Origin of the sequence: Flavobacterium pygoscelis, assembly GCF_023162025.1 — a bacterium.
GTDB lineage: Bacteria > Bacteroidota > Bacteroidia > Flavobacteriales > Flavobacteriaceae > Flavobacterium > Flavobacterium pygoscelis.
The window spans coordinates 339,532-364,905 of the sequence record NZ_JALNUB010000002.1 but is presented as its reverse complement, the minus strand read 5'-3'; the positions used below and the strand labels follow the sequence as shown (position 1 = coordinate 364,905).

21 protein-coding genes are annotated in these 25,374 nt (G+C 32.5%); 7 read left to right on the top strand and 14 right to left on the bottom strand.

Annotation, left to right across the window (positions count from 1 at the left end; all coding sequences use genetic code 11):
* Window positions 1-102 precede the first annotated feature (102 nt).
* Window positions 103-1,104, bottom strand: a complete 1,002-nt coding sequence (lpxD, locus tag MW871_RS03790; protein WP_248427611.1) for a UDP-3-O-(3-hydroxymyristoyl)glucosamine N-acyltransferase — start codon at window positions 1,102-1,104, stop codon at window positions 103-105.
* A gap of 182 nt (window positions 1,105-1,286) precedes the next feature.
* Between lpxD and MW871_RS03785 the strand changes: the two genes are divergently transcribed.
* Window positions 1,287-2,198 (top strand): phospholipase A, encoded by a 912-nt coding sequence (locus tag MW871_RS03785; RefSeq protein ID WP_248427610.1) that lies wholly within the window; start codon window positions 1,287-1,289, stop codon window positions 2,196-2,198.
* Between the two features lie 199 nt (window positions 2,199-2,397).
* Here the strand turns inward: MW871_RS03785 and prfB are convergent.
* Window positions 2,398-3,496, bottom strand: a protein-coding gene (prfB, locus tag MW871_RS03780; protein WP_248427609.1) for a peptide chain release factor 2 whose coding sequence is annotated in 2 segments (ribosomal slippage) — window positions 2,398-3,432 and window positions 3,434-3,496 — 1,098 coding nt in all. Because the reading frame shifts where the segments join, the coding sequence is not laid out codon by codon here.
* An 89-nt stretch (window positions 3,497-3,585) separates the two neighbouring features.
* On the opposite strand from prfB, the gene MW871_RS03775 reads away from it, so the two are divergent.
* Entirely contained in the window at window positions 3,586-4,605 is a 1,020-nt protein-coding gene (locus MW871_RS03775) for a threonine aldolase family protein (protein ID WP_248427608.1), read from the top strand.
* A gap of 58 nt (window positions 4,606-4,663) precedes the next feature.
* Here the strand turns inward: MW871_RS03775 and MW871_RS03770 are convergent, their stop codons facing one another.
* Window positions 4,664-4,984, bottom strand: coding sequence for a YbaB/EbfC family nucleoid-associated protein (locus tag MW871_RS03770; protein WP_210646210.1), 321 nt, complete (start codon window positions 4,982-4,984; stop codon window positions 4,664-4,666).
* Between the two features lie 68 nt (window positions 4,985-5,052).
* Here MW871_RS03770 and MW871_RS03765 point away from each other — a divergent pair, with 68 nt between their 5' ends.
* On the top strand, window positions 5,053-7,188 hold the full coding sequence (locus MW871_RS03765) for a S9 family peptidase (protein ID WP_248427607.1): 2,136 nt from the start codon (window positions 5,053-5,055) through the stop codon (window positions 7,186-7,188).
* A gap of 71 nt (window positions 7,189-7,259) precedes the next feature.
* Window positions 7,260-8,300 (top strand): cysteate synthase, encoded by a 1,041-nt coding sequence (capA, locus tag MW871_RS03760; RefSeq protein ID WP_210646212.1) that lies wholly within the window; start codon window positions 7,260-7,262, stop codon window positions 8,298-8,300.
* Between the two features lie 152 nt (window positions 8,301-8,452).
* Here the strand turns inward: capA and MW871_RS03755 are convergent, their stop codons facing one another.
* The 10 genes from MW871_RS03755 to MW871_RS03710 form a co-directional block, all read right to left on the bottom strand.
* Window positions 8,453-10,525 carry a hypothetical protein gene (locus MW871_RS03755; protein ID WP_248427606.1) on the bottom strand — a complete coding sequence of 691 codons (2,073 nt, stop codon included), beginning with the start codon at window positions 10,523-10,525 and terminating at the stop codon, window positions 8,453-8,455.
* A gap of 399 nt (window positions 10,526-10,924) precedes the next feature.
* Window positions 10,925-11,638: a YebC/PmpR family DNA-binding transcriptional regulator gene (locus MW871_RS03750; protein WP_188050308.1), complete on the bottom strand. Its 714-nt coding sequence runs from the start codon at window positions 11,636-11,638 to the stop codon at window positions 10,925-10,927.
* A gap of 111 nt (window positions 11,639-11,749) precedes the next feature.
* Complete coding sequence (locus MW871_RS03745; protein WP_248427605.1) at window positions 11,750-13,795, bottom strand: S41 family peptidase; 2,046 nt, start codon at window positions 13,793-13,795, stop codon at window positions 11,750-11,752.
* Between the two features lie 143 nt (window positions 13,796-13,938).
* Window positions 13,939-15,021: a glycine cleavage system aminomethyltransferase GcvT gene (gene gcvT / locus MW871_RS03740; protein WP_248427604.1), complete on the bottom strand. Its 1,083-nt coding sequence runs from the start codon at window positions 15,019-15,021 to the stop codon at window positions 13,939-13,941.
* 335 nt (window positions 15,022-15,356) lie between these two features.
* Complete coding sequence (locus MW871_RS03735) at window positions 15,357-16,388, bottom strand: TQO small subunit DoxD (protein ID WP_248427603.1); 1,032 nt, start codon at window positions 16,386-16,388, stop codon at window positions 15,357-15,359.
* Between the two features lie 35 nt (window positions 16,389-16,423).
* Window positions 16,424-16,816, bottom strand: coding sequence for a hypothetical protein (locus MW871_RS03730; RefSeq protein ID WP_248427602.1), 393 nt, complete (start codon window positions 16,814-16,816; stop codon window positions 16,424-16,426).
* A 262-nt stretch (window positions 16,817-17,078) separates the two neighbouring features.
* Window positions 17,079-17,618 (bottom strand): dienelactone hydrolase family protein, encoded by a 540-nt coding sequence (locus MW871_RS03725; protein WP_248427601.1) that lies wholly within the window; start codon window positions 17,616-17,618, stop codon window positions 17,079-17,081.
* A 16-nt stretch (window positions 17,619-17,634) separates the two neighbouring features.
* The gene (locus MW871_RS03720) at window positions 17,635-18,351 is read right to left on the bottom strand and encodes an AAA family ATPase (RefSeq protein ID WP_248427600.1); all 717 of its coding nucleotides are present in this window, start codon (window positions 18,349-18,351) and stop codon (window positions 17,635-17,637) included.
* Between the two features lie 262 nt (window positions 18,352-18,613).
* Complete coding sequence (locus MW871_RS03715) at window positions 18,614-20,011, bottom strand: alpha/beta hydrolase family protein (RefSeq protein ID WP_248427599.1); 1,398 nt, start codon at window positions 20,009-20,011, stop codon at window positions 18,614-18,616.
* 21 nt (window positions 20,012-20,032) lie between these two features.
* Window positions 20,033-21,556 (bottom strand): S10 family peptidase, encoded by a 1,524-nt coding sequence (locus MW871_RS03710; protein WP_248427598.1) that lies wholly within the window; start codon window positions 21,554-21,556, stop codon window positions 20,033-20,035.
* A 192-nt stretch (window positions 21,557-21,748) separates the two neighbouring features.
* Here MW871_RS03710 and MW871_RS03705 point away from each other — a divergent pair, with 192 nt between their 5' ends.
* The 3 genes from MW871_RS03705 to MW871_RS03695 are packed head-to-tail and all read left to right on the top strand — an operon-like array spanning window position 21,749 to window position 23,833.
* The gene (locus MW871_RS03705; RefSeq protein ID WP_248427597.1) at window positions 21,749-22,618 is read left to right on the top strand and encodes an NAD(P)H-hydrate dehydratase; all 870 of its coding nucleotides are present in this window, start codon (window positions 21,749-21,751) and stop codon (window positions 22,616-22,618) included.
* A 59-nt stretch (window positions 22,619-22,677) separates the two neighbouring features.
* Window positions 22,678-23,472 (top strand): HipA family kinase, encoded by a 795-nt coding sequence (locus tag MW871_RS03700; RefSeq protein ID WP_248427596.1) that lies wholly within the window; start codon window positions 22,678-22,680, stop codon window positions 23,470-23,472.
* Window positions 23,450-23,833: a DUF3037 domain-containing protein gene (locus MW871_RS03695; protein ID WP_248427595.1), complete on the top strand. Its 384-nt coding sequence runs from the start codon at window positions 23,450-23,452 to the stop codon at window positions 23,831-23,833. The genes MW871_RS03700 and MW871_RS03695 overlap by 23 nt, the downstream gene beginning before the upstream one ends.
* A gap of 6 nt (window positions 23,834-23,839) precedes the next feature.
* Here MW871_RS03695 and MW871_RS03690 read toward each other — a convergent pair whose 3' ends face one another.
* Window positions 23,840-25,030, bottom strand: coding sequence for a BaiN/RdsA family NAD(P)/FAD-dependent oxidoreductase (locus MW871_RS03690; protein WP_248427594.1), 1,191 nt, complete (start codon window positions 25,028-25,030; stop codon window positions 23,840-23,842).
* Window positions 25,031-25,374 lie beyond the last annotated feature (344 nt).

Below are 25,374 nucleotides of genomic sequence, written 5' to 3'. Positions count from 1 at the left end.
AATATTTTATCATATTAGAAAGAAAATAGAATTTATATTTCGTTTTAATACAAAAAAAACAGAATTTTAGTTCTGTTTTTTATGAATTCAATAAAATACGTATTATTTATTTTTAGATTCGTTTACTAATCTTTTTAGAATAGCCCATTGTTTTAGAGCATCTCTAGCTTCTACTGCGGGATATCCTAACATGGTTTTTCCTGCTGGAATATCACCAGTTACACCTGAACCAGCACCTACGATTGCACCATCTCCTATAGTAGTATGGTCTTTTATAGAAGCGCTTCCTCCTATAATCACTCCATTTCCTAATGTTACAGAGCCTGCTAATCCGCTGTTACCTGCCATAATACAAAATTTACCCAGTTTACTATTGTGTCCAATTTGCACTAAATTATCAATTTTGCAACCATCGCCTAAAACAGTAGAACTAAATTTACCTCTATCAATACAAGAATTAGCTCCTATTTCTACATTATTACCTATTATTACGTTACCTATTTGAGGTATTTTTACAAGACCTCTTTGTGGATCAGGACGAAATCCAAATCCGTCTGCACCAATAGTAGCATTAGGGTGTATAATACAATCGTTACCAATAATGCAACGTTCTCTGATAACCGTTCCAGACCAAATTACAGTATTTTTACCTATTGTAGACTCATCAAGTATCGTTACGTTAGGATAAATAGTGCTGTTGTCTCCAATGATCACTTTTGGTCCTATATAACAACCTGCACCAATTCGAACTCCATTACAAATAGTTGCTGTGGTGTCTACAATTGCAGTTGGATGAATATCAGTATGAAAAATTGGAGTAGGTGGAGCAAAAAGTTCTAAAACTTGAGACATTGCTAAATCAGCATTTTTAACCTTTATAAAAGCCTTATTTTCTCCAGGTTCAATAGAAATATCTTCATTTACAACGGCAACACAAGCTTTAGAAGATTGCCATAATTTCTCATATTTTTTGTTTCCAATAAAAGAAATTTCAGTTTCATTAGCTACTTCTAGTTGTTCTGGAGCTGTAATGTTATGAGACGTATTTCCGACGATAACTCCTTTTAAAACTTCATTTATTTCTTGAACAGAATAAGATTTCATTATTTGTAGTTTGGATTTGGTTAATTACTCATCAAATAAAACAAATTGGCTTTAAATTTCCTAATATTTCCAGATTCTTTAACAAGAATTAAAATGGTATTTATGTAAGGATTAAATGAAATTATAGAACAATTTGGTACTGTAAAAGTTTATTTTTGCCGGCGATATTAATATTTTTAATTATGAATTGTACCCCAATAAAGTTAGCAGTAATTGTTTTTTTATTTTCTATTTTTTCTGTAAATGCGCAAATTCAAGCTTTGTTTAATAATAAAACGCAAATTAGGAATATGAACGAACGATGGGAGTTGGATACCACTTCAGTAAGAGGGACATTCTTAATTACACCGTATAAACCCATATATGTTATCCCGCTTAGATGGTCTAGTTCTCCTAATGAGCAACCTATTTCTGTGAATGAAGGTCCCGATTATGTAGTTCCAGACGGAGTTAACTATAATAATATCGAAGCTAAATTTCAATTGAGTTTTAAAACTAAGATTTTACAAAGTATCTTTTGGGGACATGGTGATTTATGGGTTGGATACACTCAAGTTTCGCATTGGCAAATTTATAATGATGCTTTGTCACGTCCTTTTAGAGAAATTAATTATGAGCCTGAAGTGATTTTGAATGTTCCTGTAAAACTTAATATTTTAGGTTTTAAAACCCGAATGGTTGGTGTAGCTTTTAATCATGAATCAAATGGGAAAAGTAATCCCTACTCGAGAAGTTGGAACAGAATAATTTTTCATGCTGGTTTTGAACGCAATAATTGGAGTGTTTATGTTAGACCTTGGTTTGTTTTACGAGCAAAAAAAGATGACAATCCGGATATTTCCTCTTATATAGGACGAGGTGATATGAACGTTATTTATACTAAAAATGGAAATATACTGTCATTAACGGGTAGTTATAATTTTAATTTTAATTCGAAAGCAAACGGTGGCGCTTCTTTCTCTTGGTCTTATCCAATTAAAAATAATTTAAAAGGATTCTTGCAAGTTGCGCATGGATACGGAGAGTCTATGATCGATTACAATCATCTACAAACTAGTGTAGGTGTAGGGGTTTCTTTAATTGAATGGTTTTAAATTTCGGAGTAGAGCTCATAGTTTTCTTCAATAAAAACGTAATACAAAAAATAAAAGCCTCACCACAATTTCTGTATCAGAAAGTGGAGAGGCTTTTTATTTTATCCTTTTATTGTATTAGGATTTTTTATAACTAAATGGATTCAGGTAGATACTCTAAAAATCGAATTTAGTACAAAATCTGGTTTTAATAAGAGTTCTATTCTTCTTCCTTTTGTCCCATCATCATTAAATAGGCTTTTAGGAATTCATCAATTTCCCCATTCATTACGCCATCTACGTTACTCGTTTCATAACCTGTACGAACATCTTTGACTAATTTATAAGGTTGCATAACGTAATTTCTAATTTGAGAACCCCATTCTATTTTCATTTTTCCAGCTTCAATATCTGCGCGTTGGGCTTGCTTCTTTTTTAGCTCTATTTCATACAATTGGGAACGTAGCATTTGCATGGCACGTTGTCTGTTGTCTTGTTGTGATCGTGTTTCTGAACATTGTATTTGAATTCCAGTAGGTTTGTGAAATAATTGCACTTTAGTTTCTACTTTATTTACATTTTGTCCTCCTGCACCACTTGATCTAGACGTTGTAATTTCAATATCAGCAGGATTGATATCAATTTCGATACTATCATCTACAAGCGGGTAAACATAAACAGATACAAAAGACGTGTGTCGTTTAGCATTACTATCAAAAGGCGAAATACGAACCAATCGATGAACGCCATTTTCTCCTTTTAAATATCCAAATGAATAATCGCCTTCAAATTCAAGAGTAACGGTTTTGATTCCCGCAGCTTCTCCTTTTTGAAAGTTAAGTTCTTTGATTTTATAACCATACTTTTCGCCCCACATCATGTACATACGCATAAGCATTTCTGCCCAATCGCAACTTTCTGTTCCTCCTGCACCTGCAGTAATTTGTATAACAGCGCTCAAGGTATCGCCTTCGTCTGAGAGCATGTTTTTAAACTCTATCGCTTCAATGTGACTTTGGGTCAAATTATACTGTTCGTCAAGCTCTTCTACAGCAAGTTCCCCTTCTCTATAAAAATCATAGGCGAGTTGCAATTCATCCGTCATTTCAACGGCTTTATTGTAATCTTCGATCCATTTTTTTTTATTTCTGAGGTTCTTTACAATTATTTCGGCTTCTTTCGCGTTATTCCAAAAGTCTGGAGCAAAAGTTTTTTCTTCTTCGTTAGAAATCTCAATTAATTTGGCATCAACGTCAAAGATACCTCCTCAACGCACCAAGGCGCTCTACAATACCTTTTATTTGTTCGGTAGTTGTCATAAATTATGTAATTTTGTGTTGCAAAAATAGATAATTTTTAATGGAGGAGCAAGTTGATACTTCGACACAATATAAATAATAAACACTATATGGAAATAAATTTAGTTAGCGATACCATTACAAAACCATCACGCGAAATGTTAGTGCACATGTTAAATGCAGTAGTTGGTGATGATGTTTACAAGCAAGATCCAACCGTTATTGAGTTGGAGGCCAAGGTGGCTGAAATGTTCGGAATGGAAGCGGGGCTTTTTTTTCCGTCAGGAACTATGGCCAATCAAACGGCTATAAAGTTACATACCCAACCAGGAGAACAACTAATCGCTGATAAATATGCTCATGTATACCATTATGAAGGAGGTGGAGTATCTTTTAACAGTGGTGTTTCTTGTTGTTTATTAGATGGAGTTCGCGGAATGATTACTGCGGAACAAGTAACCAATGCAATCAATGATCCTGAGTTTTATCACAGTCCGATGACCAGTTTAGTATGTGTAGAAAATACGACTAATAAAGGGGGCGGTGCTTGTTATGAATTAGAAGAATTATATAAAATTAAGCAAGTTTGTGAGGCTAACAATTTAAAATTTCACATGGATGGTGCCCGTATTTGGAATGCTTTAATTGCCAAAAAGCAAGATCCAAAAGCATTCGGACAACTTTTTGATACCATTTCGGTTTGTTTGTCTAAAGGTTTAGGCGCACCGATAGGTTCTGTTTTAATAGGTGATAAGGCAACAATACATAGAGCACTACGTATTCGTAAAATACTTGGAGGCGGAATGCGTCAAGTGGGTTATTTAGCTGCCGCAGGAATTTATGCTTTAGATAATAATATTGAGCGTCTTTCTGAAGATCATAGGAGAGCGAAGGAAATTGCTGAAGTATTAAAAAATGTTTCTTGGGTAGAATCAGTAGAACCGGTTGAAACTAATATTTTGATTTTTAAATTAGTTCCTAACTGCATCGAAAAAAACTTAATTGAATTGCTGAAACAGAAAAATATTTCTATTAGTTCAATGGGGCAAGGAAAACTAAGAATTGTAACGCACTTGGATTACAGAGAGGTAATGCATACTTACGTTTTAGAAACTCTATCTAAACTGTAAATAAAAGATGATGAATTATGAATTTTACAATTGAAAATTCATAATTCATCATTTATAATTATTTAAATAAATCTTCCATTCCTGGAATCATTGGCATATCCATTTTAGTAACAGCATCTAATTCTGATTGGTTTAGTTTAGTTGCTTTTTCAATGGCTTTATTTAAAACTAAAATTAAATAGTCTTCTAATTGCTCTTTATCTTGAAGCAAACTATCATCGATTGCAATAGATTTTATAGCCGTATTGGCAGTTAAGGTAACTTTTAATAAAGCATCATTGCTTTGTTCGTTTATCAAAACCGTATCCAAACGTTTTTTTGTGTCTTCTATTTTTTGTTGGGTTTCTTTAAGTTTACCCATCATTCCCATTAAATCCATATTTAAATATTTAAATTAAACTGAAAAGCAAAATTAGTATATTGCATACTGATAATCAATAAAAATTCATGAAAAATAAGATCGTCTTAAGTTGTCTTTGTGTTATTTTTGCAAGTTCATACACTAAAATTAAAGCACAAAAAATGTCAAAAAATATTCCGACTCCAATCGCTAAAATAATTCCCAAAACCTTAGAAAAGCATGCTGCAAAAAGAGTAGATAATTACTTCTGGTTGAACGACAGAGAAAATCCTGAAGTTATTGATTATTTGAATCAGGAAAACACTTATTACGATGCCATGACTGCCGATACGAAAGGTTTTCAAAAAGAATTGTACGAGGAAATGAAATCACGTATTAAGGAGGACGACCAATCTGTACCGTACTTATACAACGGGTATTACTATATAACACGTTTTGAAACTGGAAAAGATTATCCTATTTATTCTAGAAAAAAAGAAACTCTTGACGCTGCAGAAGAAATATTATTTAATTGCAATGAAATGGCTGTTGGGCATTCCTACTTTCAGTTGGGAGGTTTAAGTGTAAGTCTCGATAATAAATATGTTAGTTTTGGTATGGACACTGTAGGAAGACGTATTTATACTATCCAGATAAAGAATTTAGAAACAGGCGAAATACTTTCCGATAAGATTGAAAACGCTACAGGAAGTTCTGTTTGGGCCAATGATAATAAAACTATCTTTTATACTAAACAAGATGAAGTTACACTCCGTTCAGATAAGGTTTTTAAACATAAATTAGGAACAAGTGCAGTTGATGATGTATTAGTTTTTAATGAAAAAGATGATACTTTTAATGTCTCTGTTGGTAAAGAAAAATCAAAAAAATATATTGTAATCGGATCAGGAAGTACTCTGACTACTGAATATAGAATCTTAAACGCAGATACTCCTGACGGAGAATTTGTAGTTTTTCAGCCAAGGGTTCGTGGTCTAGAATATAGTATTTCTCATTTTGGTGATTCTTTCTATATTATGACTAATAAGGACAAAGCAACTAATTTTAAGTTGATGAAAACTCCTGAAAACGCAACTAAAAAAGAGAATTGGAAAGATGTTATTGCCCATAGAAAAGATGTTTTATTAGAAGATATTGAAATTTTTAGCAATTATCTGGTAGTCGAAGAGCGATCTAATGGCTTAAATCACATAAGAATAATGCCATGGAGCGGGCAAGGAGAATATTATTTGCCTTTTGGTAGCGAAACATACAGCGCTTATACTACCACAAATGTAGATTTTGATACGGATATTTTGCGTTATAGTTATCAGTCATTGGCTACTCCGTCTTCTGTTATCGATTTTAACATGAAAACCAAAGAGAAAGAAGTCAAAAAAGAACAACAAGTTCTTGGTGGTCAATTTGATAAAAATAATTATATCGAAGAACGTGTATGGGCTACAGCTACTGATGGAACTAAAGTACCAATCTCTATGATTTATAGAAAGGGATTAAAAAAAGACGGTAACAATCCTCTTTTACTTTATGCTTACGGTTCTTATGGAGTTACTATGGATACGTATTTTTCTTCAACTCGATTATCAATACTTGATAGAGGTTTTGTTTTTGCAATAGCACACATACGCGGTGGTGAAGATTTAGGAAGACAATGGTATGAAGATGGGAAATTACTAAAAAAGAAAAACACCTTTACTGATTTTATTGATTGTTCTAAATTCTTGATCAGTGAAAAATATACTTCACCAAAACATTTGTATGCTGAAGGTGGTTCTGCAGGAGGTTTATTGATGGGTGCAGTGGTAAATATGGCTCCAGAATTGTATAATGGAGTCATTGCACAAGTTCCTTTTGTTGATGTAATAACTACCATGTTAGACGATACAATTCCGCTTACTACAGGAGAATATGACGAATGGGGAAATCCGAACGTAAAAAAATATTATGATTATATGTTGTCTTATTCACCATACGATAATGTAAAAGCACAAAATTATCCTAATATGTATGTTTCTACAGGACTTCATGACTCTCAAGTACAATATTGGGAACCTGCGAAATGGGTTGCTAAGTTAAGGACTCAAAAAACAAATGATACAGTTCTATATTTAAATACGAATATGGATGCGGGTCATGGTGGCGCTTCTGGACGATTTGAAGCATTAAAGGAATTAGCAAAAGAATATACTTTTTTATTAGATTTAGAACAAATTAAAAAGTAATTACTTTTTTTTGTTAAATTTGTATCGTTCGCGAATAATTTATAAATTGTTCTCGACTAACTATTTTTTTTATGAAAAATGAAATAAATGCTTACAATAATGTTTTAGAATTAATAGGAGATACTCCACTTATTAAACTAAATAAAGTTACTGAAGATTTAAAAGGTAATTTCTATGCTAAAGTAGAAGCCTTTAATCCAGGACATTCCTCTAAAGACAGAATAGCATTATACATAATTGAAGAAGCTGAAAAAAAAGGAATATTAACTCCAGGTGATACAATAATCGAAACTACATCAGGTAATACTGGTTTTAGTTTAGCGATGGTAAGTATCATAAAAGGATATAATTGTATTCTAGCTGTTAGTTCAAAATCTTCAAAAGATAAAATAGATATGCTTCGTAGTTTGGGTGCAAAAGTATATGTGTGTCCAGCACACGTTGCCGCAGATGATGAACGTTCTTATTACAATGTGGCAAAACGTTTGCACGAAGAAACTAAAGGTTCGGTGTATATCAATCAGTATTTCAATCAATTGAATATTGATGCGCATTACAAATCTACGGGACCAGAAATATGGAAACAAACAAACGGTAAAATCACACATCTTGTAGCTTGTAGCGGAACGGGAGGAACTATTTCTGGAACGGCTAAATATTTAAAAGAGCAAAATCCAAATATTAAAATTCTAGGAGTTGATGCTTTTGGTTCGGTTTTAAAAAAATACCATGAAACAAAAGAGTTTGACAACGACGAAATTTATCCATACAGAATTGAAGGTCTAGGGAAAAACTTAATTCCATCAGCTACAGATTTTGATGTTATTGATAAATTCATAAAGGTAACTGACGAGGAAAGTGCACATGCAGCGAGAGAAATCACTAAAAAAGAAGGCTTATTTGTGGGTTACACTTCTGGAGCTGTAATGCAAGCTATTAAACAATACGCAGAACAAGGAGAGTTTGATGAAAACAGTAATGTTATTGCTATTTTTCCGGATCATGGTTCTCGTTATATGAGCAAAGTGTTTAGCGATGATTGGATGAACGAACAAGGTTTCTTTGACAGTATTAATCAAGAAGAAGCTCAAAAAATAGAATTTATAAAATAACATATATTCATAAAAAAAAGTCCCGTTTGCATTTGCAAATGGGACTTTTTTTTGAAGTAAAAAGACTGATTTTTTAATAGTTTAAAATTCTTAGCTTATTAAAAAATGTCACCAAAGCTTATTTAAGTTTAAACTAGCATATTCCTTTTTATTTAATCTAATAACTCAGGATTACTAAGTAACAATTCTATCTTTTTTATAATGATGGTAATTTGATTCATTTGTAATTCTATGTTTCTAAAAAATAGACTAATGTCTCTATTGACCCAACTTTCAGAAATAACCCTTGCACCCAAACTCATTCTTAAAACAGCACTTTCAAAACCAGTACTATATTTTACATTTACGGCTTGACCTATATGACATTTTTGTGCAGCAAGTCGAATGATTTCTATCGAAGAACCTTCAAACTGATCTGATAAATCAGAATTTAATAAAGTATATAGCTTTTTAACTTTATCAACCGATAAAGGTTCATTGTCTTTAAGAATGAAGAATGGGAAAATGGTTCGTATATTTCTAATACCAAATTCTTTACTATAGTAAGTTTTAGATTTGGTTTCATCACCATAAATAGGCTCTAAAAAAGAGGCATCTTTTATAGAGTCATCCACAAAATTACAAAACATCTCAATTCCCATATTTCGATATAGAACAGGTGTTTTATAGTATCGATCCATTTCTACTATGGCAGCATTCCAGCGCATATAAGAGCCATAGTTATATCCTTCTGATAATTCATTTGAACAAAACCATGAAGTGGGCCAGTCGGAATGATTATAATACTGGGTTAATCCTTTAGGTAACGAAGTTTTTACAGAACGAATTAATTTATTTACATTTTTAGGTAAAATTAATGCACCGCAATAGGGTGGACCAGTGAAGTATTTACTTCCCGTAATAGTAACAATATATCCTTTACTAAGATAATTTTGAATGTCTTTTGGATCTAATCGCAGTTGTGAACCATCTACAATTATCTGAATGGATAACTTTTTAAGTGAATTTAATTTTTGAATAAATCCATCACTAGGAGATTGATATCCTAATTTTGATTGATCCATGGTATGCAATACCACATGTCTCCCTAGCTCATTAGTTTTAGTAATGGCATTCAGCACTTCTTCGTCTAATTGATCAGATGATTTTAATACTCCATTTTCATCTCTAAAAGGAATTTCAATCAAATCGACATCTCTAAAACCTTCAATTCGATCTCCTTTTTTAACCGGATAATTTAAAGCTGTCGTATTTTCAAAATGATTCCCTTTTAATGCAGAAGCCACACCGCTGCCAGTTTCGTCAGAAGCAACTAAAATATGCGTAATATTTTTTTCGGAGATAATTTGAGTTATCGCTGCAATTTGAAGAGAAGAATCGGTACCTGAGGGTGAAAAAATGATTTCACATTCTTCATTTAACTTGAATGTTTTTCTAAGATTATTTTTCAATAACTCAGTAAACTCTATTGTTGTTTTTTTGAATCCGTTTTTTAGGCTATTATTAATTAAAATGCTTCTGACTTTATCGGTTTTATCAAAAGCAAAATTAGAAACACTTGTAGCTGTTGATGAAGCAAAAGTAAAAGCATCTGGTCTAGGAAAAGGTCGGCAACCGTATTTATTTAATAATTCAATTTCATCAATATTTAATCTAAGATCACCTCCAGCCATTAATAAATATTCGGTTGGTTTGGCAAGATTTTCTATAATAGGCTTCCAGGATTCTTTACATTCTTTTCCGGATGTTTTCAAACCATGAAAAACATCAAGTCCTTCATGATTCAAAGAAGATTCAGTGCTAAAATCAGTTTCATTTTTAATTAAATTGATTAAAAAATAATCAAGATTGTCTAGTTTTTCTTTATCATCTTTAGGAAGTAATTTATAAAATATTCGAGTCACTTCAAGTGCTGCAATGTCACACAATACAATGTCTTTTTTTTCATTGTTTAAGGCCTTATACCACAGTTGCCATTCGATACCATATCTTAAATAAACTAAAGCTAAAACGGGTTGATTTAAAAAGTCAGCACCAATTATAATCGATTTATTGGGGATAATTTTAAAAACAGTAGGCTCTGTAGCAGAGGTAATAATATTGATATTATTTATTTTGGGTACCGTATTAAATCTTTTTAAAACGCGAACTAAGTAGTTTACATTTTCCTTTTCGAATAAACTAGTTCTATTGTATTGATTTTCAATTAGAATGTTGTTTGTCATAGATGTTATATTTTAAAACGTTCATCTGAACGAAGTTCTTTAATTAGGAATAAATACTTGACCAACTAAATATTGTTCCTGTTTGATAAGCTCAAATTTTAGATTTTATGATTTAAATCTACAAAATCCCAAATGGTTTAAAGCTTTAAATTTATAGTGTAGTATTTTTTTTGAGGAATTGATCAAATTTAAAACAAAAAAAATTAATTGAAGTTCAATGACCAACAATAGTTATTCTTTTTTGCAATACAAGTCTGTTTTTATTTCATTAAGACTTACAACTAATTTGATTATTGTAATTAAGGAATAAATCAACCATAAATTAGGAATCGAAAAGTCCTTTTTACAGAAGCAAAAAGGACTTTTTTGTTGAGTATGAAATAGGATTAACTAAAAAAACTAGTTCTCTTCCATGGTGTGATATACGTTCATAACGTCATCATCTTCCTCTAGCTTTTCTATTAATTTTTCAACATCAGCTACTTCCGCTTCTGTTAGTTTTTTGGTAATTTGAGGGATTCTTTCAAAACCTGACGAAAGAATTTCAATCCCTCTATGTTCTAATTCTTTTTGTATAGTTCCAAAACTATTAAAAGGCGCATAAATTAATATTCCATCTTCATCTTCAAAAACTTCTTCAGCACCAAAGTCAATTAATTCTAGCTCTAATTCCTCAGGATCCATTCCGTTGGCTGGAATTCTAAAATTACAAGTATGGTCAAACATAAATTCAACTGAACCTTGAGTTCCCATTGTTCCGTTGCATTTATTAAAATAGCTTCTTACATTAGCCACAGTTCTATTATTATTATCAGTCGCCGTTTCTACTAAAAGTGCAATTCCGTGAGGTGCATATCCTTCAAATAAAACTTCTTTATAATTGGCAGTATCTTTATCGGTTGCTTTTTTTATAGCGCGTTCTACGTTTTCTTTAGGCATATTTGCTGCCTTTGAATTTTGTATAACAGCTCTTAATCTGGAATTCGCCTCGGGATTTGGTCCGCCTTCCTTAACAGCCATTACAATATCTTTTCCAATTCTGGTAAATGCTTTGGCCATTGCTGACCAACGTTTCATTTTTCTACCTTTTCTAAATTCAAATGCTCTTCCCATTGCTATTTATTATTTTGTACTGCAAAAATACAGTTATTAGTTATTTATTCAAATATTTTTTGAACTCAATTAAAACTGTATTTAAAAATAAAGTTGATTTTATCTAACTCTTTATTTTTTGATTAAAGTATTGTAATCGTTTAAAATTGCTATTGCCTCTTCTAAATAGGGACTGTTTTTTATATTTTTTATTTTGTAAGTATTAATATCTTGTTGCAAAGTGTCTGATTTTAGTTTTTCTAAATCGGTGGTGTTATTAGAAATCACCAAATCACTTTTAGTTTCAACAATTTTTTTTACTTTATCCCAAAGTGAATCTATTTGATGTACATCTTCAAAAACATCTTTAAAGATTAATCTTGTTGGTTTTTTTGGTGTATTATAAAATAAATTGATTTGTTCATTAGCCAAGTTAATTTCATTAAATATGAGTTTATTGGTCACTCTTAAATTACTACTTTCAATTACCTGTGCAAAATAATTTTTGGGTAAAGGAACAAACTTTACTTTCGGAATAATATCTTCATTTTTAAAAGCCGTTTTATAATTGGCCTCACTAGAAATAACTTTTTCAAATAAAACCGGCAATACTACATCGGGTAAAATTCCTTTTATCTGATTGCTTTCACCAGTAATTCTATAAAATTTTTCAACTGTAACTTTTACAAAATCTTGTTGCCTTTGCTCGTCCAATGGCAAAATAGATTGCATTGTGGCTTTTCCTAATGACTTGCTTCCTATTACAATTCCTCTATTGTAATCCTGAATTGCTGCCGCAAAGAGTTCGCTAGCAGATGCCGAATTTCCATTTATTAATAAAACAATTGGGCCATCATATACATTGTCTTCATTACAAACTTCTAAAATAATTTGTTCGTTTTTATTATTCACTAAAATAGATAACGGACCTTTTTCAATAAACATTTCAGCAAGTTTCACCGCTTCTTCTATTGATCCTCCACCATTATCTTGAAGATCGATAACCAGTCCTTTTATATTGTCTTTTTTAAGTTTTGCAATCTCTAAGGCAACATCATCAGCACATCCTTGTACAATTGTACCATCAAAGTTGGAATAAAAATTAGGAATATTAATGTATCCTACTTTTGTTTCTTTTTCGGCAATGAAGCTATAAACGGCATTTGTTGTCGCCTTCATGATTTGTTTTTGAAGCAAAACATTTTGTATAGTTCCATTTTTTTTCTGAATAGTAAGTTCTATTTCGGTATTAGAATCTGATGAAATCATTTCTCCAATTTTTTCAATAGACGAACAAGAAACGGCATATGCAACGCCCTTATTGTTAGAAACTTTTAAAACTAAATCTTCTTTTTCAAATTTATTAGTCTTTGCAGCTGGTCCTCCAGGTTCAATTTCTGTAATGATAATTTCATCATTTTGTCCTAAACTAAAATTTAATCCCAAGGAAAGAGTACTGGTAGACAAGCCAGACATAAAACTTGATTTTGCAGCTAGAGAAAAATAATTAGTATGTGGATCAAAATAAGTGCAAAAAAGATTCAAAAAAGTATTTTTAAGATCTTCTTCGATTTGATTTTTATTCTCTAAAATATTATCTACTTGACAAATAGTAGCATCAAAAAGTTTTGTTTTATTCACTTTTTCTAGAGTCGAAAAATTTTGTGCTAACGAATCTAAATTAACGCTCAGTTTAGCAATATCTTCTAGAATAGTGTATCTAAGCCTCTTTTTCCAAACGCGTTCTAAGTCTTTAGCGACTAGATCAAATGGAAAATTTTTTTTAGAAAACCGAATCGAATCTTTACTTGTGTAGTCAAAAGGATCATTTTGTATTTTATGAAGCACTTTTTTCTTCCTGATCAAAGCGTTTTTGTAAACAGAAACAAACTCATTCATAAATGAGCAATTATTTTTTAAAATATAATCGTCTAATTTAAGTCTATGCCTGCGTAATTTTAAATATTCTTTTTTGGTAAAAATATTTCTATTAAAATCGAGTGCGTCCATAAAAGTATCAAAAACATAAACAGATAAACTGTCGTCTACTTTTTTAGGTTTAAAATGCTCTTCTTGTAACAATGTATTTATTTTTGAAGCTAATTCACAGGTATTCTCATTTTGCTGCGCTAGTAATGAAAATGGAGCCAATAAAAACAGGAGTAAAGTTTTTTTCATTTGTTTCAAAAAGAATGGATTCTATTGGTACTTCAAAATTTTATTTATAAAAAAGTAACCACAAATGTACACGTTTTATTTCGTGAAATTTGTGGTTCGTTTTTATTATTATTTACGCACAAAGCGCTAGTATAATGTTATTTCTATTTCTTGTAAAAAGGTAATTTTACCACTTTTGCAGGAACATCATTTTTACGAATTTTAATAAAAATATCGCTGTCAATAGCACTGTTTGCTACTGTTACATAACCCAATCCAATTCCTTTGTTCATAGAAGGAGACATTGTTCCAGAAGTTACAATTCCAATTACAGCTCCATTTCCGTCTACAATTTCGTAATCATGTCTTGGCACAGCACGCTCTTGCATTTCAAAAGCAACTATTTTTCTAGTAACACCTTCTTCTTTTTGTTTTTTCAAGTTCTCAGAATTGGTAAACTCTTTATTGAATTTTGTAATCCAACCTAATCCAGCTTCAAGAGGCGAAGTAGTGTTGCTAATATCATTTCCGTACAAACAAAAACCCATTTCCAAACGCAAAGTATCACGAGCTGCTAAACCAATTGGTTTGATTCCGAACGCTGCTCCAGCTTCAAAAACTTTATTCCAAATCGCTTCTGCTTGGTCATTTTTACAATAAATTTCAAAACCTCCAGAACCAGTATATCCAGTTGCCGAAATAATTACGTTGTCAAAACCAGCAAAATCACCTACTTCAAAATGGTAGTAAGGAATCGCAGCTAAATCTAATGAAGATAAAGGCTGCATTGCCTCAACAGCTTTTGGCCCTTGAATAGCAAACAACGAATACTCATCCGAAAGGTTTTTCATATCCGCTCCTACATCATTACGAGCCGAAATCCATTCCCAATCTTTATCGATATTCGAAGCATTTACCACTAATAAATACTCTTCTTCTTTCATTTTATAGATAATCAAATCATCTACAATTCCACCATCCTCATTTGGCAAACAAGAATATTGCGCTTTACCAATTGTTAAAGTCGATGCATCATTCGAACAAACTTTTTGAATCAAAGCCAAAGCATTTGGTCCAGAAAGTAAAAATTCACCCATGTGCGAAACGTCAAAAACACCTACAGCATTTCTCACTGTTTCATGTTCAGCATTCACTCCTTCATAAGTAATTGGCATATTGTATCCAGCAAACGGAAGCATTTTAGCTCCTAAACTTTCGTGTATGTGCGTAAGCGCAGTATTTTTCATTGTGTTGTTGTATAAAATTTGAAGTCGCTAATTTATTGCTTTTTTATGGAGTAGCAAAGAAGACAGCAAGCAAAATTAAAAGATTCAATCGTTTTCGTTAATCTAGAAATCACAGCTTTCAATTATTAATTTTCGGAGCTATTTCCAGCTATTCATTGCAAGTCCTCGCCTCGCTAAAACGCTCTGCTGTGGGCTTTCCATTTCTATCTGGGCTAGGGTTTTGTTCTATAATTACCGTTTTAACTTTAATATATCAATATGCTACTTCATTAAAAAATGGCTTCACCACTTTTGTTTTAAGAGTGATGAAGCCATTCCAAATAATAATGTATTATTTATTTATTTATTTCGAAAGTGTCAGTCCAAGTTAAACCACTAATATCGGTGAGAATCACTTTGTAACTTCCATTAGATAAATGAGCCAGTTTTTCCTCTCTGATCTCCAGATTTGCTTTGGCACCCAAAGGAATAATCATGCTGTGTTTTCCACTTTTTATTTGAGCAACATATCGATTTTTAATGTTCTCTTTTGGAAAATTAGCCAACGCCTTTTGATCTAATTCTAAAATGGTATTTTCATTACCATCGACAATTTTAATACCAATTAGGAACGAACCATATACATCAGCGCCTTCAACTCTAAAGATTTGAAACGAAATTACGTCTTGATCTAAAGTAGAATTAGTGATTTCAATTTTAGGTTTAACTGATTTATTGTGTAATGTTCCCCAAACACCTCCGTGAAAATATTGGTTTGTATATAAAGTAAGTGCTAAAATAGCGAGGGCACCGCCAAACACAATTTTAGGTAAAACAGTAAATCGAATAGGCAAAACACCCGATCCTAACCAACTGAAAATTGGATGTTTTGTAATTTTATAATTTTTAGTTTGCAAGAAATAATCTAATGAATATTTGCCGCTTCCTGACAGAAAGATCGTAAATCCTGAAGCTACACCAAGAACTCCAATTTGCCATTCGTCCAAGCAAGTCGTGCCTAACCAACCAGAACCTAATAAAATTCCCATAGCCAAACTAAATACGCCAATGCTCATTAATCGGGTGAATAAACCCATCATGATGAACAAACCTACAATGGCTTCAACAATTGTAAAAACCGCCATCGCCCACCACAAAGCATCAGGAGTAGTAACTAGATATTCTATAATGGGTTTAATTCCTAAAGCATTTGGTAAAAAGTGATTGAATTTTTCTCCAATATATCCTGCGGTGTCGGGATCTAATTTGTTTTCTAAAATCAATCGACGCCAGAAAGCTGAAAAGTAAGTCCATCCAATAACCAAACGTAAGGTCAACGTAAAAAGTCCAGCCATATGATAGGACTGCAATAATTCTTTATTTTGCATTTTTTAAGTATTTTATAGTAAAAGATAATTTGAGTTTAAGCGAAATTAAGATCGTTTAAATCAAATATTTTTAGTCTTTTATATAAAATATAATAGGGAGGAATCCAGCTTGAAGCAGTGTTTGCTAAAAGGTATTGTTTTTTTTCAGAACGGTAAAGATTAGTAAATGCGACAGCAGTTAAGAAAGTACTTTTTTTAATGATCTTATTTGCGAATATCTTCGTTTCCTTTTTTTCGGAGTTGATTTCTAAAGCAGAGCAGTTATTCGAATTCGTACTGGCGCTCTTAACAGGATTTAGCGGTTTGGTTGTGCTAATTTCTAAACTAGATTCTAAGTTATTCCTAAAAGAACAAGGCGCAACTAACAACAAAAATGCCATTACAAGAATGAGAAATGATTTTGTTGAAGTAATTACGGCTTTATTCATTATGAATTTTTTCAAAAAATATTTTTGGATTTTTTTCTAATCCCAATTTTTCAAAAGTATTAAATAGGATTATGGTTTACAAATAAGTTTTCAAACTTTAAGGATTCATTACCAATTTCCGTGAACCTATTTTCAAAAACTCTTATATTGGTTTTAGTATTAATGTCGTATTTTATCAAAAGAGATTTATATGCTGTTGTTATGATAAATTTAATCTCTAATCTTAAATGTCTTATATGTTTTTTAAAACAACACTTTTCGCTTAATTTGTCGTTTCTGCTACAATTATTTTGCAAATTTTCTGCGCAATTTCTTCATTGGTATAACATTCATGGTCTTGATTCGGAATCAGATTTTGTTCGAGATTCATTTTATTTATCCAATTATTATCTGGGCGAAAAGTATCGTTCTCACCATAAAATAATTTAATTTTTCCCAATGGCTTTTCAGTTTCATGTCGCAATCTTGTAGAAGAAATTGTAAATAAGTTTTCAATTTTTAAACCTAATAATGCGGCTTTCCATGCAATAGTGCCACCAATGCTAAATCCTAGAACAGAGATTTTTTGTTTCTCTTTTTGAATTAAAGTAGAAACTGCTCTGTCAATTCCGCCATTAACAAATTGATGATGTAAGTTTTCTTCTGAATAATCACTTTTATCGATTGTTCCTAAATCGCAACTATAATAATATACTATTTGAAAATGATTTTCTAAAATCGAAGTATAATAAGTAATCCAATCTGATTTTTCTTTGCCCCACAAATCAGAAAGTAGTAGCAGTCGTTGTTTAGTTGTATTCATATTCTTTAAAAGATAATTAATCTAAGGGTTGTGCCTTTTCTAATTTCTCTATTAATGCAGATTTAATGATTGTAAAAGCATAATCTTTTGCCTCTGCAAATGAAATCTCATATTTACGTTCTATATTTTGCAATTCAGCAGGGAAAGAAGCAAGAATTTTGTTGTAATAATCATCTAAAATATCTTTAGATGGCATTTCAAAATTAATTCTCAACTGGAATCTTCGCATCAAAGCAATATCAATGATTTCGGGATGATTAGTTGCGCATATTAATAAAGCATTTTTCGGAAAATAATCAATTAACTGAATGATAGTATTCACCAAACGCCTCATTTCACCCACATCTTTATCGTCATTTCCTCTAGCTTTACCAATTTGGTCAAATTCATCTAAAAAAAGTACTGCTTTTTCTCTTCCTGCTTTGTCGAATACTTGCTTGATATTTTGTGAGGTTTCGCCAATACGAGAGCATACAATATTACTTAAATTCAATGTCAAAATAGGTTTTCCTATCGCATTAGCAATTGCTTTTGCGGTCGTTGTTTTTCCGCAACCTGAATTTCCTTGCAGCAGTATTTTGTTGTTTACAGGCAAGCCAAACTTAGTCAATTCATCTACATATTTATGTTCTTTAATCAGTTGCTGAATGCTTTTTTGGTTGTAATGGTTTAAAAAAACATCATTCAAAGAAACAATTTCGGTGTCATTGATGAGTAGGTTGTGTAGCTCCATTTGTGTAGTTGTGTATTTTGGCTACGAATTTAAGCAATAATAATCCGTAGACCTATACAATTATGTTTTGCGGTTTGTATTTATTAACGAGATTAACCAGTTAGTCTCTGGTAATTATTTTTTTTTAAAACTTTAAGGATATTGTAAAAAAAAAGCTAAACCCATTAAGTATTATTACTTCTTGGATTTAGCTTAAATAATTGAAATTTATATTCTTGGTTTTTTTAAAATCTTACAATAGTTTCTTTAAAAAACAGCTGATTTATTCGGTTTGTTTCTGTATCCACTTTGTAATTTCGTTTAAAGCAACAGGCGAAAATGTTTGTTGAATAGTTGCATATTCACTAGGTGAGCCTGTCGTACTTTCTTGAAATAAATGGTTTAAATTCGGAAATTCAATTGTAGTCACATTTTTATTACCACCTTTGATCAGTGCATTTTTGATTGCGGTTAAGTTTTGTTTTGGCGGAACTTGCAAATCTTTTTCTCCATTGACGGCTAAGACTGGGCATTTTACTTTTTCTAATGTTGGTTGTGGATTATATTTTAGAAAATATTGCATCCAAGGACTTGTGATTTGATTGACTTGCAAGGCAATATATTGTTCCTTTGTCATTTCATTTGGAATTTCAGTAGAATTATCATTTTTGATTAGTTCGTTAATTTTAGTCGTTAATTCTGTTTTTAATTTTTGTGTATCAGTAGATTTTACAACCATTTCAAAAAGTTTTGAATTGTTTTGAAAGGTAGTTTTTATTTCCGCTTCTGACACTCCATTGGCTCTAGCAATTAGTTCTTGTTGCAATAACAATAGTTTATCACCTTGAATTCCTGTCCCTGCTAATAATACAATAAAGCTAATATCTTTAGATTTTGCCGCTACCATTGGAGCAATTATACCACCTTCGCTATGACCCATTAATCCAATTTTTTTTAGATTAATTTCTTTTCTAGTTTTTAAATAGGCAACAGCACTTTCGACATCGGTTGCAAAATCTGCAGAAGTAGCTGTTTTAAAATCACCTGTAGATTGCCCAAAACCTCTGTCATCGTATCGTAAAACTGCAATTCCATTTTTTGTTAAATAATCAGAGATTACTAGAAATGGTTTATGCCCTAACAATTCACTGTCTCTATTTTGGGCTCCACTTCCTGATATTAAAATTACAACTGGATAATTACCCTCTTTTTTAGGGAGCGTTAATGTTCCTGCTAAACTGATATTCGCTTTTGCATTTGGAAAAGTGACGTCTTCTGAATAATAAGAATAGGGTTTTGTAGGTTCTTGCGGTTTTCTTAGAATTTCTTTTTCTATTGCTTTTCTGGACAGATTCATTGGGAATTCTTGACCTCCTTGTTTAAAAGTTCCAACAATTTCATCGTTTTTTAATGCTCCATTGTATTCAATACGTGCATTGGTAACTTCAAATTTAATGGTAGAGTTTACAAAGGCAGTTTGGGTAACGGGAATGCCAGCAGCTCCTTGATCTGGGCTATCCATCGTAGAGGTGTAAAAAGCTCCTGATTTTGTTACATTAAATACAAGACGCAATTGCATTCCTTGAACTTTTAAAACACCGTTCCATTGTCCGGTAATGTCTTGTGCAGACATCGCTATTGAAACGAAAAATGTAAATAATATTATTGAAAGTGTTCTCATCTTATTTTTTTATAAAAACTTTTAATATTTAGCGGCTTGTCCTTCTTTAGGTAATGACTTATTTATGAATGCTCTAATATCTTCATTCGCTGTTTCTAAATCATTTTTTCTCAAATACATCATGTGTCCGCTTCTATAACCTTTCCAACTCATTCTATCTTTTAGTTTTCCGCTCGGATCCATTTGCCACATATTGTATTTAGCATTAAAATAATCGCAAGCTCCATCATAATAGCCCGATTGTACCATCACATTTAAATATGGATTTTGAGCCATCGCCTGACGTAAATTTTCACCTGTTGCATCGTTCGATCGGTCCCAAGGGTGAACCGGTCCGAACATATTGTATTTAAAATCTGTTTTATAATTTAAATTATTTCTAAGATACATATTTATCGCAGGAGTGAAAGAATGCAACCAAGAAGTAAGTTCCGCATTAAAATCTGGACCATTTCCTGCATCTTTTTTATCAATCCCTTTGTAACGAGAATCTAGTCTTCCTACGGTGAAACCTTCATCTCGCAATAATTCCTTCCAGAAATAATTTAAAGGAACGTCTAGGTTGTTTTGTAGGATTACTTTATCTGAAATTCCAGAATAGCGCGCCATTTTAGTGGCTATTTCTTTTCTTTTTTGTTCCTCTAGCGAACTTCCTTTGCTTAAAGCAGGCAATAGTTCATTCATCGTAAAGTCTTCAACCTCCGGAAGCATAGCCGTTAAATCTTTACTTTGTAAGTCACTACTAAGTTTATTATGAAACCAAGCTGTTGCAGCAAAATAAGGTAGTTTAAGTGCCGCTTCTGTTGCAGCACCACGAGTAATTCCCAAATCTGTAGGCGAAACTAGAATTACGCCATTAAGATACATCCATTCGCTGTTTTGTAATTCTAGAGCAAGCCCGGAAACACGAGTAGTTCCGTAACTTTCACCAATTAAATATTTTGGAGAAGCCCAACGATTTGTGCGAGTGACAAATCCGCTAATCCAATCGGCTAAATATTTTATATCTGCATTGGTACCAAAAAATTTTGCTTTCGGAATATCTTTACTCGTTGTTCGTGAGTAAGCAGTATTTACTGGATTTACAAAAACAATATCAGCTACATCTAATATAGAATAAGGGTTTTCTTTTATTCCATAAGGTTGCAACGGGTATCCTTCATCGTCAATATTTATTAAACTAGGACCTGTATAGGCAATTTGCATCCATACCGAAGCAGAACCTGGTCCGCCATTAAAAGAAATTACTAAGGGTCTCGAAGCACGATCTTTAATATTAGAACGCTCATAATAGGTATAAAATAATCCTGCAATTGCTTTACCCTCCTCATCCCAGACCGGCATGGTTCCCGTGGTTGCTTTATAGCTAATTTTTTGCCCTTTAATTGTTGTATTGTGCTCTGTGATTACACTTTGATCCGGATTAAATACAAGGTTTGAAGCAGAATCAGTGTCTTTGCTCACTTCTTTTTTCTCCTTTGTTTCTTGTGCATTAGCATAATTTATAAATCCTGACAGAAGAACTACAAATAATATTTTTTTCATAAATAGTGGGTATAGATTGGTTGGCTAGTAATTATGTGGATACTAAAGTATTGTTTTTTGAAAGAATAACAAAAAGTATAGAAATCAATTTGATTCAATAATTGAAATTCACGCTTTCTATTATTAATAAATCAGAACAGATTTTCTCTCTTTTCAATATAAAATTGTATTTTTAAAGAAACAAAATCGACCATGAAACCTATTTTTATTGACAAATCAGAAATTATAAAACGATATAAACCCATCAATAAATATACGCACAAAGGCATTCAAGGGCACGCATTATTAATTGGCGGCAGTTATGGCAAAATAGGTTCGGTTTGTTTATCGGCCAAAGCTGCCCTCAAAACGGGTTGCGGTTTAGTAACGGCTTTTATTCCCAAATGTGGTTATGAAATTGTTCAGATCTCCGTCCCTGAAGTCATGGTGTTAACAGACAAAGAAGAGGAGTTTATTTCGAACATAAATTTTCAAATTCTGCCACAAGCAATTGGTATTGGGCCCGGAATAGGGCAGGAGTTTTCAACTCAAAACGCCTTTCAGAAATTTTTAAAATCCAATAAAATACCACTAGTTATTGATGCGGATGCTTTAAATATTTTATCGCTACATAAATCTTGGATGACTTTATTAAAACCAAAAACTGTTTTAACTCCACATCCAAAAGAACTAGAACGACTTATCGGAAAATGGAATTCTGACGAAGAGAAAATGGATAAAACTATCGCTTTTTCGCTTCAATACGATTTAATAGTGTTTATGAAAGGTGCACCAACATATATAATCGATGGACACACAATTTACCAAAACACTACAGGTAATGCCGCATTGGCTACAGCCGGAAGTGGCGATGTTTTAACTGGAATGATTACAAGCTTATTGGCACAATCTTACGAACCACTAAATGCTGCAATTATTGGTGTTTATCTTCATGGTTTAACTGCTGATATTGCCTTGCCAGAAACGGGTTATCAATCTTTTATCGCTTCTACAATTATTGATACAATTGGTAAAACCTATTTGAGTTTAGAAAATAATATTGAACGACAAGAACTCCTATAAAATTAAGCGCAGATATTTGTAAGTTTGCAAACGCGCAAAAAAGCCATTAAAATTAGTTTATGGAAAATAAACCACAATTAAGAACTGTAAATGTTACTCGATACATTACTCCGCTGCGAGAAGGTGGCTCTTTGCCTGCTTTGGCGGAAGCCGATGACGACTTTAAATATGTATTAAAATTTAAAGGGGCTGGCCACGGTATAAAAGCACTAATTGCCGAACTCATTGGAGGCGAAATAGCACGCGTTTTGAAACTAAAAATGCCAGAACTTGTTTTCGCAAATCTTGATGAAGGTTTTGGTCGCAGCGAAGCTGATGAAGAAATCCAAGATCTATTACAAGGAAGTCAAGGACTTAATTTAGCGATGCATTATTTATCCGGAGCCATCAATTATGATCCTGTAGTAACTGTTGTCGATGCAAAACTGGCGTCTCAAATTGTCTGGTTAGATGCCTACATTACCAATGTAGATCGAACTTTTAGAAACACTAATATGTTAATGTGGCATAAGGAATTATGGCTCATCGATCATGGTGCATGTTTGTATTTTCATCATTCTTGGAACAATTGGGAAAAGCATGCCCAAAGTCCTTTTGCGTTAATAAAAGATCATGTTTTGTTGCCGCAAGCTGCTGTTTTGAACGAAGTAGATTCAGAATTTAAAGCCGTTTTATCTCCAGAAGTTTTACAATCTATTGTTAATTTGATTCCAGAAGAATGGTTAGTTTGGGAGGATAGTGAGGAAACTCCCGAAGCGATTCGGGAAGTTTATCTTCAGTTTTTACTAATACGATTAAATCATTCTGAAATTTTTATAAATGAAGCCAAAAATGCAAGAAAAACACTTATATGAGTATGCGGTAATCCGTGTTGTACCAAGGGTAGAACGCGAAGAATTCCTCAATGTAGGTATTATTCTTTTTTGCAAAAGAGCCAAGTTTATAAAGATGCTTTTTACTATTGAAAAATCAAAAATAGAAATGCTTTGTAGTGAATTTGATGTTGATCAATTCCAATTAAACCTAGAGTCTTTTCAGAAAATTGCACATGGAGCTAAAAACGGTGGACCTATAGCACAATTCGAGCTTTCCGAGCGGTTTCGTTGGTTGACAGCCTTACGAAGTTCAGCAATTCAGACATCAAGACCACACTCCGGGTTTAGTAATGATTTGGAACAAACAGCACAGCGTTTGTTTGAAGAAATGGTTCTATGAATAACGTTATGAAACTTGATTTAAATGTCTTGCAAGGTGAGCTCCCATGCTAAAACAAGCTTGAAGGAGATAACCGCCAGTAGGAGCATCCCAATCTAGCATTTCGCCCACGCAATAGTAATTCTCCATTTTTTTTAGTTGGAAATTGGTATCAACTGCATCAATAGAAACACCACCTATAGTTGATATGGCGTCGTTTATTGGTGCCATACCACTAATTTCAATGGGTAAATTCTTGATGTTTTGTGCTAATAAAATTGGATTTAAATAGGTTTCTTTCGAGAGATATTTTTTTAAAAGTCCAATTTGTGCTAGAGTTAATTTCAGTTCTTTTTGAAGTGTTTCGCTGGTCTTTTTAAAGTTAGTATTCTTAATTTTTTGAGCAATATCTTCCTGATTCAGTGTTGGTTTTAAATCTAAAAAAATAGTCGCTATTTGTTGAATGCTTAATTCCTGGCGAATTTGTGGACTCAATGCATAAATCGCATTTCCTTCTAAACCAAAACGAGTAATTACCGCTTCGCCTTTTTGTTTTTTATTCAAACAGCTAATAGCAATATTTTTAAGCGGACAACCTTCATAATGCAAAATAAAATCTTCGGGCCAGTTTACTTGATATCCACAGTTGGAAGGTTGAAAAGGTCCGGTAGAAATCTCTTTTGTTTTGAAAAAATCAACCCATAATCCATCTGATCCAGTTACTTTCCAGCTACTGCCGCCTAAAGCAAAAATCGTATAGTCAGATTTTATTTCTATATTTTCATTAAAAATAAGAGATTGATTATTTCCCCAATTTGTCCAAGTATGATTATATTTAATAACAACTCCTTGCTTTTCAAGAACCATTAAAATAGCATTCAAGACGGTAATTGGTTTTATTCCTTTTTCGGGATAGACTCTTTTGCTACTGCCTACATAAGTTGGAATACCAATACTTTTTAACCAATTTCTAAAATCATTATTGTCAAAATTCCGCAATGCTTCTTCTAAAAAAGATTGCGGAAAATAGCGATGGATCATCTCCTCTAAATGTTCAGAATGAGTTAAGTTAAAACCACCTTTTCCAGCAACCAGAAACTTTCGACCTAGTGTTTTATTTTTCTCGTAAATGGTAACGTTAAATTTCTCGCAATCTAGGAAAGCAGCGAGCATAAGTGCTGCTGGACCTCCTCCAATAATAGAAACTGATTTTTTCACGTGGCAAAAGTAGCGTTTATGCCATGCAATATCCTAAACTTATTCTAAAAACAGCAAGTTTATTGTACAATTTGGGCGTAACCCCAAGCAGAAAACTACTATTCAAATTGCTATTTCGCGTTGCTTGGGGTCGGGCCTTTGGCTTTATCTTTATTTTTTCCTAAAAAAAATAAAGGATACTGCCGCAATCCCTTACGCGAGATCTCTATGCATAAAAAGTTGAATAATGCAATTATTCCGTTTAAGTAATAATTTAATGACGATGGCAATAAAATGTGATTTATAGATTAGTGACATATCGTCTTTACGCTTGGAGTGGTTGGGGATTAAAGAAGCGATATTTC

Coding starts and splice junctions, on each gene's coding strand:
- MW871_RS03770 (WP_210646210.1), bottom strand. CDS start 4,984: ATGGATTTAATGGGAATGATGGGTAAACTTAAAGAAACCCAACAAAAA.
- MW871_RS03755 (WP_248427606.1), bottom strand. CDS start 10,525: ATGACAAACAACATTCTAATTGAAAATCAATACAATAGAACTAGTTTA.
- MW871_RS03700 (WP_248427596.1), top strand. CDS start 22,678: ATGGAAAATAAACCACAATTAAGAACTGTAAATGTTACTCGATACATT.
- MW871_RS03715 (WP_248427599.1), bottom strand. CDS start 20,011: ATGAGAACACTTTCAATAATATTATTTACATTTTTCGTTTCAATAGCG.
- MW871_RS03735 (WP_248427603.1), bottom strand. CDS start 16,388: ATGCAAAATAAAGAATTATTGCAGTCCTATCATATGGCTGGACTTTTT.
- MW871_RS03720 (WP_248427600.1), bottom strand. CDS start 18,351: ATGGAGCTACACAACCTACTCATCAATGACACCGAAATTGTTTCTTTG.
- MW871_RS03710 (WP_248427598.1), bottom strand. CDS start 21,556: ATGAAAAAAATATTATTTGTAGTTCTTCTGTCAGGATTTATAAATTAT.
- MW871_RS03775 (WP_248427608.1), top strand. CDS start 3,586: ATGGAAATAAATTTAGTTAGCGATACCATTACAAAACCATCACGCGAA.
- MW871_RS03745 (WP_248427605.1), bottom strand. CDS start 13,795: ATGAAAAAAACTTTACTCCTGTTTTTATTGGCTCCATTTTCATTACTA.
- MW871_RS03730 (WP_248427602.1), bottom strand. CDS start 16,816: ATGAATAAAGCCGTAATTACTTCAACAAAATCATTTCTCATTCTTGTA.
- MW871_RS03705 (WP_248427597.1), top strand. CDS start 21,749: ATGAAACCTATTTTTATTGACAAATCAGAAATTATAAAACGATATAAA.
- MW871_RS03785 (WP_248427610.1), top strand. CDS start 1,287: ATGAATTGTACCCCAATAAAGTTAGCAGTAATTGTTTTTTTATTTTCT.
- MW871_RS03725 (WP_248427601.1), bottom strand. CDS start 17,618: ATGAATACAACTAAACAACGACTGCTACTACTTTCTGATTTGTGGGGC.
- MW871_RS03765 (WP_248427607.1), top strand. CDS start 5,053: ATGAAAAATAAGATCGTCTTAAGTTGTCTTTGTGTTATTTTTGCAAGT.
- MW871_RS03750 (WP_188050308.1), bottom strand. CDS start 11,638: ATGGGAAGAGCATTTGAATTTAGAAAAGGTAGAAAAATGAAACGTTGG.
- lpxD (WP_248427611.1), bottom strand. CDS start 1,104: ATGAAATCTTATTCTGTTCAAGAAATAAATGAAGTTTTAAAAGGAGTT.
- gcvT (WP_248427604.1), bottom strand. CDS start 15,021: ATGAAAAATACTGCGCTTACGCACATACACGAAAGTTTAGGAGCTAAA.
- capA (WP_210646212.1), top strand. CDS start 7,260: ATGAAAAATGAAATAAATGCTTACAATAATGTTTTAGAATTAATAGGA.
- MW871_RS03695 (WP_248427595.1), top strand. CDS start 23,450: ATGCAAGAAAAACACTTATATGAGTATGCGGTAATCCGTGTTGTACCA.